Consider the following 9,833-nt stretch of genomic DNA (forward strand, 5'->3'; position numbering starts at 1 on the left):
AAGCTGATCTTTTTTGTCCGAACAGCGTTCGGATTAATTTTACAATCTACCATAAGTCAAAAAATCAGCTCACTTTCGCTTGCCCTCGAGGGTTTATCGTATTGATATTAACTAATTAAGCACTGCATTTCAACTAATAAGTGAGGAATTTCAAAATGAAACCATTAATTTTAGTCACTGGCGGTAACGGCTTTTTAGCCCAACATATTATTAACGCACTTTTAACCGCGGACTATCCCGTCCGTGCCACCTTACGCTCATTAGCCAAGGCGCCCCAATTAAAACAAAGTCTAGCCCAAGCCGGCGTCCCACATTTGGACCGGTTGAGTTTTGTCGCTGCTAATTTAACGCAGGATGCTGGCTGGTCAGCTGCCATGGCCGATGTGCAGGCGGTGATGAGTGTGGCTGCGCCAGTGTTTGTCAATGGTGAACGGGTGGCCAGCGCGGTCGTGGCCACGGCCCAGGCCGGGACGGAACGCATCTTACGAGCGGCCACGGCCGCCGGGGTGCAACGGGTGGTTATGACTGGCAATTTAGGTGCAGTCGGCTTTAGTCATTTTGATCAAACGACCCCGGTTACGGAAGCTGACTGGACCGATCCAAATCAGGCCGGACTGTCGTTATATGAAAAGTCCAAACTGTTGGCTGAACAAGCGGCTTGGCAGTTTGTTGCTGACCATCACGATGCGCCGCAATTGGTGACGGTTAATGCCGGGGCAATGTTAGGGCCGAGTTTAGATGGGCACGTGTCGGGGAGCTTTGGGATTATTGACCGTTTGTTGGCCGGGAAACCAACCCCGAAGCTACCGATTAATATTGTTGATGTTCGTGATGTCGCTGCCTTACACGTCCGGGCCTTAGCGAATCCAATTGCTGCTGGTCAACGGTACTTAGCCGTTGCCAGTCAACCGCTGGACATGGCCCAAATGATAACGATTATTCGCCAAGCTCGCCCGGAGTTAGCACCGCAATTGCCTAAGCATTTGATTCCCACTTGGTGCTTGCAGCTGTTGGCCCCGTTCAATTCCGAAGTTCGCGGCGCCGATTTGATGATGCGCATCAATCACGATGTTCGCACGACTAAAGCGCAGCAACAATTAGGCTGGCAACCACAATACACGGCGACCCAGGCGGTGACGGCCGCGTTAGCTAACTTTGAATGAGTTTTAAAAAAATATTGATTCGTACATCATTGCCGCAGTTGGCTGACCGTAATTCCATCGTCCTGGGACCGGTCCAAGCCTGAGAAGCGTCTTGAACCTCGCTTTTGAGCCCACAATTCAGGTCTCAAAAGACGTCCGTGGTGTAAACGAGCAAACGACACTCGTTAACGCCACTTTCAGGACGATTCCATTACAGTCAACCAACTGCTAGTCGTCACTCATTTTCTGAAAATGTTGAATAGGCGGCATGATGGCTACATTTGTTAGAAGCAGTCAGTTTATTCGACGATTAGCCATTAATAACCGGCTTTTAAAAAGAATGAATAAAAGTACTGGTCGCTGTCATTACTACTGACCAACGGCAAAAATAGTCCAATCATTCAAATAGCCTAAATAGCCGCCACCTTTTGGTTGCCGGCTATTTAGGCTATTCGAATAAGAATCACGCTTGAACTTTGTCAGCTGGGAGTGAGCTAATCCGGTTGCCGGACTACGCCAACTTCCTCGCAGGTAACGTTGCCGACTCATGTCCGAACAAGTATATGACCTTATGATTTTTGTTGATAACGATGCATATACACTGGAATCAACCGACTAATCTGATGCGGTAACACGACATATTGCTTTTGGGCTAAGTCATCGGCAATTGCGCTGTGTAAATAGACGGCGCTCAAAATGGCGTTGGTGAAGTCGGGAAATTGGGCGGCAAAGCCACCGACCATGCCGGCCAGCGTGTCACCCATGCCGCCCGTGGCCATCGCCGGCGTACCACCGGGATTGAACCAGACTTGGTCATCGGTGTAGACCGTCGTGTGATGCGCTTTAACGACGGCAATCACGCCTAAGTCTTGTTGGGCCAAGTGATTAGCGGTCGGCGTCTGGTCGGCGATGGTTAAGCCGCTGAGACGTTGCCACTCCATCTGATGCGGCGTAACGACGATTTCGGCGGCCGGAAAGTCAAATGAGCCGCTGGCCATTAAGGTGATGGCGGAACCATCAATCACTAAGCGTTGTTGAGGTTGGACGTTTTGTAAAACGGTCAATAAGATGGCTTGAGCGTCATCGTCAGTCCCTAAACCCGGGCCGATAACGATGACATCCATGTCAGTTAGTAGTTCTGACAAATAGTCGGTATCGTGGTAGTCTAAGACCATTGCTTCGGGTAATTGGGCGTGTAAGCTTGTAAAGTTGCTGGCATCGGTAGCGACGGTCACGAGCCCGGCTCCGCTATAGGTGGCAGCCGTGGCGGCCATGATGATGGCCCCGCCAAAGTGCGGATTGCCGCCAATTAAGAGGATGCGGCCATATGTCCCTTTGTAAGAGTCGGCCGGCCGTTTGATAATCGTTTGATTGACTAATTCGGTGGTAATGGGTTGCATGTGCAGGCCTACTTTCTGAAAGTTTAACTCGAGTATACCATGTTTGTTTGATAGCGGTTGCTTTCGATTATTAACTTGCGCGCAGCTATGATAAAATTAAGGTAACAATAAGTGGGAGGCTACATTTAATGACAATTGATTGGCAAGCAGAAGCAGCTAAACGTCAAGACGACTATTTAGCTGATTTAACAACCATGTTACGAGTACCAAGTTTTCGTGATGACAGCAAGGCAACGGCGGACGCGCCATTAGGTCCCGGCCCCAAAGAAGCCCTAACGACGTTCTTAGCGATTGCGGAACGCGATGGCTTCAAAACTAAAAATATCGACAACTTAGTGGGTTATGCCGAATATGGTGAAGGCGATGAAACCTTAGCCGTGTTAGCGCACGTCGATGAAATGCCTGCTGGGAACGGTTGGGACACTGATCCATTCGAACCAACCATTAAAGATGGTAAGTTATACGCCCGCGGTGCTTCCGACGATAAAGGTCCCGGGATGGCGGCATACTATGGCTTGAAGATGGTCAAAGACCTTGGTTTGAAATTGAACAAAAAAGTTCGTTTTATCGTCGGGACGGACGAAGAAAGCAACTGGACTGGGATGAAACGGTATTTTGAAGTTGAACCAGCGCCAACTTTAGGTTTCTCACCAGATGCCGAATTCCCATTAATTAATGGGGAAAAAGGGAACGTCAGCTTACGCGTGCATTTCAACAATAGTGATACCGGCGCCGACCAACTCATTTCCTTTGATTCTGGTTTACGGGAAAACATGGTCCCACGGGAAGCGGTAGCAATCGTGGCCGCTGCCGATAACGAAAAATTGGCTGCCGATTTCAAGGCTTATTTAGCCGACCAACCTGTGACTGGTGAAGCCACCACTGTTGCTGAAGGCGTCCGCTTAGAAGTTATCGGGAAAGCCGCGCATGGGATGGAACCGAAGAACGGGATTAACGCTGGGACTTACTTGGCAACTTTCTTAAATAACTATGATTTTGCCGGTGATGCAGCCGGGTTCATCGACTTCATCGCTACGAAGTTGCATGATGATTCACGCGTGCATCAATTAGGTTTAGCCTTCACCGATGACGTGATGGGTGACTTGACGATGAACGTTGGTTTATTACATTTCGACCATCAAAATGGTGGCGATTTGACCTTAAACTTCCGTTATCCAAAAGGCATTGAACCGGCCGACTTAACTAACAAGGTTACGCCACAATTACCAGCCGGCGCGACGGTCGAACAAGGGAGCTTCATGGTACCGCATTATGTGGACCCTGAAGACCCAATTGTGAAAGATTTGATGGACGTTTATCGTCGTCAAACTGGTGACACCGACTCACAACCAGAAATTGTCGGTGGCGGGACTTATGGCCGGATGATGAAACGTGGCGTGGCGTTCGGGGCTTTATTCCCACACACAGAAGACACGATGCATCAAGCTAATGAATTCCAACCAGTTGATGACTTGATGGCAGCGATGGCCATTTATGGCGAATCGATTGCCGTTTTAGCAACCGATAAGTAAGTTTTCCAAAGGGGGTTCGCGTTATGCATTTATATCAAAAAGTGCTCGTCGGCATTGATACTTCCGCGCAATCAAAATTAGCTTTGCAAAAAGCCGTGGCGATTGCTAGTGAGAATCAAGCGACTTTAGACATTGTCACGGTAATTAATACCGAAAAGTTTGTTGGAATTACGCAAGGACCAATGGGATTCGGCGCCGCCACCCCACAAATTTTGGATGAATTAACGACTAAATTAAAGGCCAACTTGGCGACCGCTCGGCAAACGGCGGTGGCCGCGGGCGTACCGGATGTGCAAGTCCACTTGCAGACCGGTAACTCGAAGACGTTGTTGGCGACGACCATGCCCCAACAGCTGGGGACTGATTTAATCGTGGTTGGCGCAACGGGACTGAACGCGGTTAGCCGTTTCTTAATTGGTTCCAATGCGGCTTACGTCATTCGACACGCGCCGTGTGATGTGTTAGTGGTACGGACTGATTTACACAATCAATTAATTGATTTACCTAAACGAATGACGCCGACAGTTTAAAGTTGGCCAGACTCGGGTTAGCAAGTGATTGCTAGCCCGGGTCTTTTTTTTTGTTTTCTGAAAACAGCACGATGCTTACACACTTATTACATAACCCATACGTTATTTTTACATCAACACGACAATTCTGAAACGTTAATCTGGCATTATTTAAGTAGTGATTAATTTGTAAAAATCACGAATAAATTGACACATAAGGGAGTAGGACATATGGGAATTGAATTGAAGGGCATCACTAAGACTTATGACCAACACGAAAAGCCGGTCTTGAGTGAAGTTAATGCTGAAATTCAAGATGGCGAATTGTTTGTCATCGTTGGACCATCAGGTTGTGGAAAAAGTACATTGTTACGAATGATTGCTGGAATCATCCCAATTTCAGATGGCGTCTTGAAAATTAACGGTCAGGTGATGAATGGGGTCTCACCTAAGGACCGGAATTTATCAATGGTATTCCAAAGTTATGCATTATATCCATTTTTAAATGTGGCTGATAATGTGGCTTTTGGATTAAAAGCGCGTAAAATGGCGCCGGCTGAAATTACGAAGCGGGTGGACGATGCGTTAGCAATGGTTAACTTGACCGAATACCGTGACCGTAAGCCGCGGGAACTTTCTGGTGGTCAACGACAACGGGTCGCCTTGGCCCGAGCGATTGCGAGTGATTCTAAGATTTGTTTGATGGACGAACCGTTGTCGAACTTGGATGCGCAATTGCGGGTACGGATGCGTTCAGAAATTCGTGAATTGCAACGGAAATTAGGTTTAACGTTGATTTATGTCACGCATGATCAAACGGAAGCGATGACGATGGCCGACCACGTAATGGTCTTACACGACCAACACGTGCAACAAATCGATTCGCCATTAGGTATTTATAATCATCCCGCCAACCATTTCGTGGCGCAATTCTTCGGGACGCCCCAAATCAACTTACTATCTGCGCGGACAGCTGGTCAAGGGGCCGCGGACGAATTGATTGTTGATGCCGCCTTGCACGTGCATTTAGATGAAGCTTTGAATGCCGGTACATATACGGTAGGCATTCGACCAAATCAAATGGACTTAGTTCCAGTAATGGACAACGGTGGTAATGCGACGGTCATCAATGTGGAAGCTTTAGGAGACCAAACCATTATTGAAGCGATGCTGGATAATGACGTGGAAGTTCGCATCGTTAAGACCGGTCAAGTTAGTGTCGACTTGCAACAACGGATTGAAGTGTCGGCATTAGGCCCGGCCTTCGTTTTTGGTGCTGATGAAGCTTTGATTGCGGAACAAAGGGGGATGCAAGATGATCGACTCGCTGTCACCAACTAAACCAACACCGAAGCAACCACAGGCTGAAGAAAAGCTCACGGCGAAAGTGACCAGCTTTGAACTGAAGAAAAACGATAAGTATTATGCGTGGTTATTTTTGGGACCATCAATTTTATTACTGACAGTTTTCGTCTTCTTTCCAATGATTCGGACGTTTTACTTGAGTCTATTTTTGACCGATACGTTTGGTAATCCGACCGTCTTTGTTGGGTTGAAAAATTACACGACATTGCTGAAATCTGCTTCTTACATGGCCAGCTTGAAGGCCACGGGAACTTACGTGATTGGTGTTTCGGTCTTTACGATTGTGTTCGGGTTGTTGCTAGCGGCCATGGCCAATCAAAAATTACGCGGAATCGGCTTTTTCCGGACCGTGTTTACGGCAACGATGGGCGTTTCCGTCTCGGTTTCGGCGGTTTTCTGGTTGTTCATGTTCAATCCATCAATCGGGATTTTAAATCAAGTGATTAAGAGCTTTGGCGCTAAACCCATCATGTGGTTAACGACGCCAAGCTGGGCGATGGTAGCCGTAATTGCCACGACCGTTTGGATGCACCTCGGATTTACGTTCTTGTTATTCTTTGGCGCATTACAATCGGTACCGAAGAGTTTATACGATGCGGCCGATGTCGCTGGCGCTTCACCACGTTATCAATTTTGGCATATTACGCTACCGATGATCTCACCAACCATGTTTTTTGTGGCGGTAATCACCTTAATTTCTGGATTTAAGAGTTTCGGGTTGATTGATCTGATGACTGCGGGTGGGCCGACGAATGCGACGAACTTGTTAGTTTATCGGGTCTACAAGGATGCCTTTATGAATGGTAATTATGCGCAAGCTAGCACTGAAGCCATTATTTTAGCGATTATTATTGCGATTATTACGTTCATTCAATTCAAGTTATTAGCAAAGCGGGTGAATTACTAATGCAAATGGATACGACCGTGATGAATCAAGCCACGACCAAACGGCGCATTGGCAATTTTTTCAAATATGTTGCGCTGATTATTTTAGCGTTTATCGTTATTTTTCCGTTCGTCCTAGGTTTGTGGACGAGTTTCTTACCATCAATGGATATTGCCAAAGGCTCACTGTGGGGTGGTCATCTGACTTTACATAACTACGTGACCGCCTTTACCCAAACTAAGATCTTGCGCTATTTATTAAATAGTCTCGTGATTTCAACCTTAGTCATGTTTGCGCATTTGTTTTTCTGTTCATTGGGCGCGTATGCGTTTGTTTTCTTAGACTTCAAATACCGCAATTTACTATTCTACATCGTGTTAGGCACGATGATGCTGCCGTTTGAAGCCGAAGTGATTCCAAACTTTACGACGGTTAAAATGTTAGGGTTATTGAATCACTACTCCGTGATGGTGATTCCATTCTTAACGTCGGCCTTTGGAATTTTCATGTTACGCCAAACCTTTAAACAAATTCCGAAAGACTTGAAAGAAGCCGCAGACGTCGATGGGCTGTCGCATTGGCAATTTTATTGGCAAGTGACGTTACCGTACTCTAAGATCAGTCTGTTTACCTTAGCGGCTTATAGTTTCTTAGGGAGTTGGAATCAGTATTTATGGCCAATGTTAACCACGTTTAGCGACCATTTACGACCAGTCCAAGATGGATTACGGCAATTACAGTCGGAAGAAACTTTCAATGATTGGGGCATGGTCCAAGCGAGTGCCGCAATTGTCGTCATCCCAACCTTAATCGTGTTGTTCTTCGGCCAACATTACTTCAAATCTGGATTAAATGAGGGCTCAGTCAAATGAAAAATATCGGGGCATTTTTTAAACGCTACTGGCAAATTTGTACGGGGGTTTTAGTGGTGATTTTAGCCATTGGAATTTTCGGTTATTCTCGTTCGCAAGTGCAAGCCGCTAGTAATGGCCGCACCAAAGTGGTCTTCTGGCACGAAATGAAAGGACCCGGTCAAAAGCAATTGAACGGGTTTATTGATGAATTCAACAAAAAGCAAACGAAGTATGAAGTGGTGCCACAGTTCCAAGGGAGCTATAACGCGGTGATTCAAAAGATCATGAATACTCACGGTACGGCGGCTTCACCAGCGTTATTCCAATCAATGGATATCTCAACGAGTCAGATGTACCACAGTGGCTACACCGTACCCGTACAGAAATTTATTGATAAAGAAAACTACGACATTAGCCAAATTGCGTCAGTGGCGCGGGGGGTGGCTACGCGAAATAATACGTTATTAGCGATGCCATTCAATACGTCGCAAACGACGTTGTATTACAATGCGGGCTTGTTGAAGAAGTACAACATTACGCCACCACCCGTTAACCCAACATATAGTGATATTACGCGGGTTTCCACGCAACTATACGAACGTTCCCATCATCAAGTGAAGGGGATCAGTGTCGAAGCTTATTCTTGGTTGTTTGAACAATTCTTGTCCAATGCCAATGAAGAATTTGCAAATAAACACGATGGCCATACGGGAATCTCAACGAAAGTTAACTTCACCGGGCCAACGGCAATTAAGTCGATGACTTGGGTCCAAGACCGGGTCAAAAACGGCGATTTCATGAACTTTGGCTCCCACAAGAATGAAATGGCAGCCTTCTTATCGAACAAACTTGGTATTTACATGCAAACGTCGGCGGATATGAGTGCGTTAGCTAAGGGGTTAGGCAAGAACTTAGGGGTGACTTATTACCCTCGTCCTGATGGTCAAAAAGCTAACGGTATCTCAGTTGGGGGCGCCTCATTATGGATTGCTAACGATAAGTCGGAAGCCGTTCAACAAGGGGCTTGGGAATTCACGAAGTTCCTTGTTAATGCCAAAAACCAAGCTAAATGGGAAAAAGCTACGGGGTACTTGGCAATTAACCGCGATTCGCAAAAAGAATCCGTGTTACAAAAGAGTTATGCCAAATTACCAATGTTGAAAGTCCCTGGCGACCAATTACGGAGCGCCCAAGCCAACTATACCAACTCGGGTATTTTTGTTGATGGGGTCGTGGCGGCCCGGTCCTTAGTTGAAAATGCCATGCAACAGATTTATGCTGGTAAGGATGTTTATAAATCTTTGAAAGTGGCTGAAGATGCTTATAATAAAACGTTAGCTGCCAACAACTTAGCCAACGGTTGGACAAAGGGAAAGAGTTGAGTTAAATGACAACAAAATCATTAATTTATGGTCATCGCGGGGTGCCGGTGAAATTTCCAGAAAATTCATTGGCCGGCTTTGCGTATGCGATTAGTCAAGGCATTGACGGTTTGGAGTTTGATGTCCATCTGACAAAAGACCAAGTGCCGGTCATCATGCATGATGAAAAAATCAATCGGACCACGGATGGTATGGGCAAAATTGCGGATTATTCCTTAGCTGAATTGCGCACTTTTAGTTTAGCCAACGGGGAACCCGTGCCAACCCTCGCTGAATTTTTAAATTTGGTTAGTGGGGAACCGGTCCATTTGAATTTGGAATTCAAAACGGATAAACAATACTATCAGGGGATTGAACGGATTGTATTACGGATGATCCAGCAAACTGATTTAGTCTATCCGGTCGTGTTCTCATCGTTTAACTTACGTAGCTTGCAACGGGCCTACGCCATTGACGAATCGCAAAAGTATGCGTTTTTATCGTCGGCTCATATCGGTAATCCCGAATGGTTCTGTACGAGTGAACATCTGGAAGGGCTCCATTTGGAACATTACCAACCGATGAGTCGCGTCAGTCAACGCGTCTGGACGGTGGATGATCCGGATGAATTACGACAATTGTTTGACCATCAAGTTAATGCTGTCATTACGAATAATTTTGAATTAGCAACTGATATCCGCGCAGCCATTTAAATATTCGTCAAAAAGGAGGCTGTGACATAAGTCTCTAAATTTAAAGCTGGTGAAGTGAAATCTTCGGATTT

9 protein-coding genes are annotated in these 9,833 nt (G+C 46.3%); 8 read left to right on the plus strand and 1 reads right to left on the minus strand.

Annotated features, from left to right (window positions below; translation table 11 throughout):
• The first annotated feature begins 155 nt into the window (after positions 1–155).
• Positions 156–1,163, plus strand: coding sequence for an NAD-dependent epimerase/dehydratase family protein (locus DY78_RS04320; protein WP_029779100.1), 1,008 nt, complete (start codon positions 156–158; stop codon positions 1,161–1,163).
• Positions 1,164–1,711: 548 nt separating this feature from the next.
• Here DY78_RS04320 and DY78_RS04325 read toward each other — a convergent pair.
• The gene (locus DY78_RS04325; RefSeq protein ID WP_024625655.1) at positions 1,712–2,542 is read right to left on the minus strand and encodes an NAD(P)H-hydrate dehydratase; all 831 of its coding nucleotides are present in this window, start codon (positions 2,540–2,542) and stop codon (positions 1,712–1,714) included.
• 128 nt (positions 2,543–2,670) lie between these two features.
• Between DY78_RS04325 and pepV the strand changes: the two genes are divergently transcribed.
• The 7 genes from pepV to DY78_RS04360 all read left to right on the plus strand — a co-directional run bounded on the left by pepV (position 2,671) and on the right by DY78_RS04360 (position 9,762).
• Positions 2,671–4,074, plus strand: coding sequence for a dipeptidase PepV (pepV, locus tag DY78_RS04330; RefSeq protein WP_024625656.1), 1,404 nt, complete (start codon positions 2,671–2,673; stop codon positions 4,072–4,074).
• A gap of 23 nt (positions 4,075–4,097) precedes the next feature.
• A complete protein-coding gene (locus DY78_RS04335; protein WP_024625657.1) occupies positions 4,098–4,604 on the plus strand; it encodes a universal stress protein in 507 nt (168 codons plus the stop codon).
• A 210-nt stretch (positions 4,605–4,814) separates the two neighbouring features.
• Positions 4,815–5,924, plus strand: a complete 1,110-nt coding sequence (locus tag DY78_RS04340) for an ABC transporter ATP-binding protein (protein ID WP_024625658.1) — start codon at positions 4,815–4,817, stop codon at positions 5,922–5,924.
• A complete protein-coding gene (locus DY78_RS04345; protein WP_024625659.1) occupies positions 5,899–6,855 on the plus strand; it encodes a carbohydrate ABC transporter permease in 957 nt (318 codons plus the stop codon). The genes DY78_RS04340 and DY78_RS04345 overlap by 26 nt, the downstream gene beginning before the upstream one ends.
• A gap of 20 nt (positions 6,856–6,875) precedes the next feature.
• On the plus strand, positions 6,876–7,706 hold the full coding sequence (locus DY78_RS04350) for a carbohydrate ABC transporter permease (RefSeq protein ID WP_033612791.1): 831 nt from the start codon (positions 6,876–6,878) through the stop codon (positions 7,704–7,706).
• Positions 7,703–9,070 (plus strand): extracellular solute-binding protein, encoded by a 1,368-nt coding sequence (locus tag DY78_RS04355; protein WP_024625661.1) that lies wholly within the window; start codon positions 7,703–7,705, stop codon positions 9,068–9,070. Before DY78_RS04350 ends, DY78_RS04355 begins: the two co-directional genes overlap by 4 nt.
• A gap of 5 nt (positions 9,071–9,075) precedes the next feature.
• Positions 9,076–9,762, plus strand: a complete 687-nt coding sequence (locus tag DY78_RS04360; RefSeq protein ID WP_024625662.1) for a glycerophosphodiester phosphodiesterase — start codon at positions 9,076–9,078, stop codon at positions 9,760–9,762.
• Positions 9,763–9,833: the final 71 nt, after the last annotated feature.

It is taken from the genome of Lactiplantibacillus fabifermentans DSM 21115 (assembly GCF_000498955.2).
Taxonomy (GTDB): Bacteria; Bacillota; Bacilli; order Lactobacillales; family Lactobacillaceae; genus Lactiplantibacillus; species Lactiplantibacillus fabifermentans.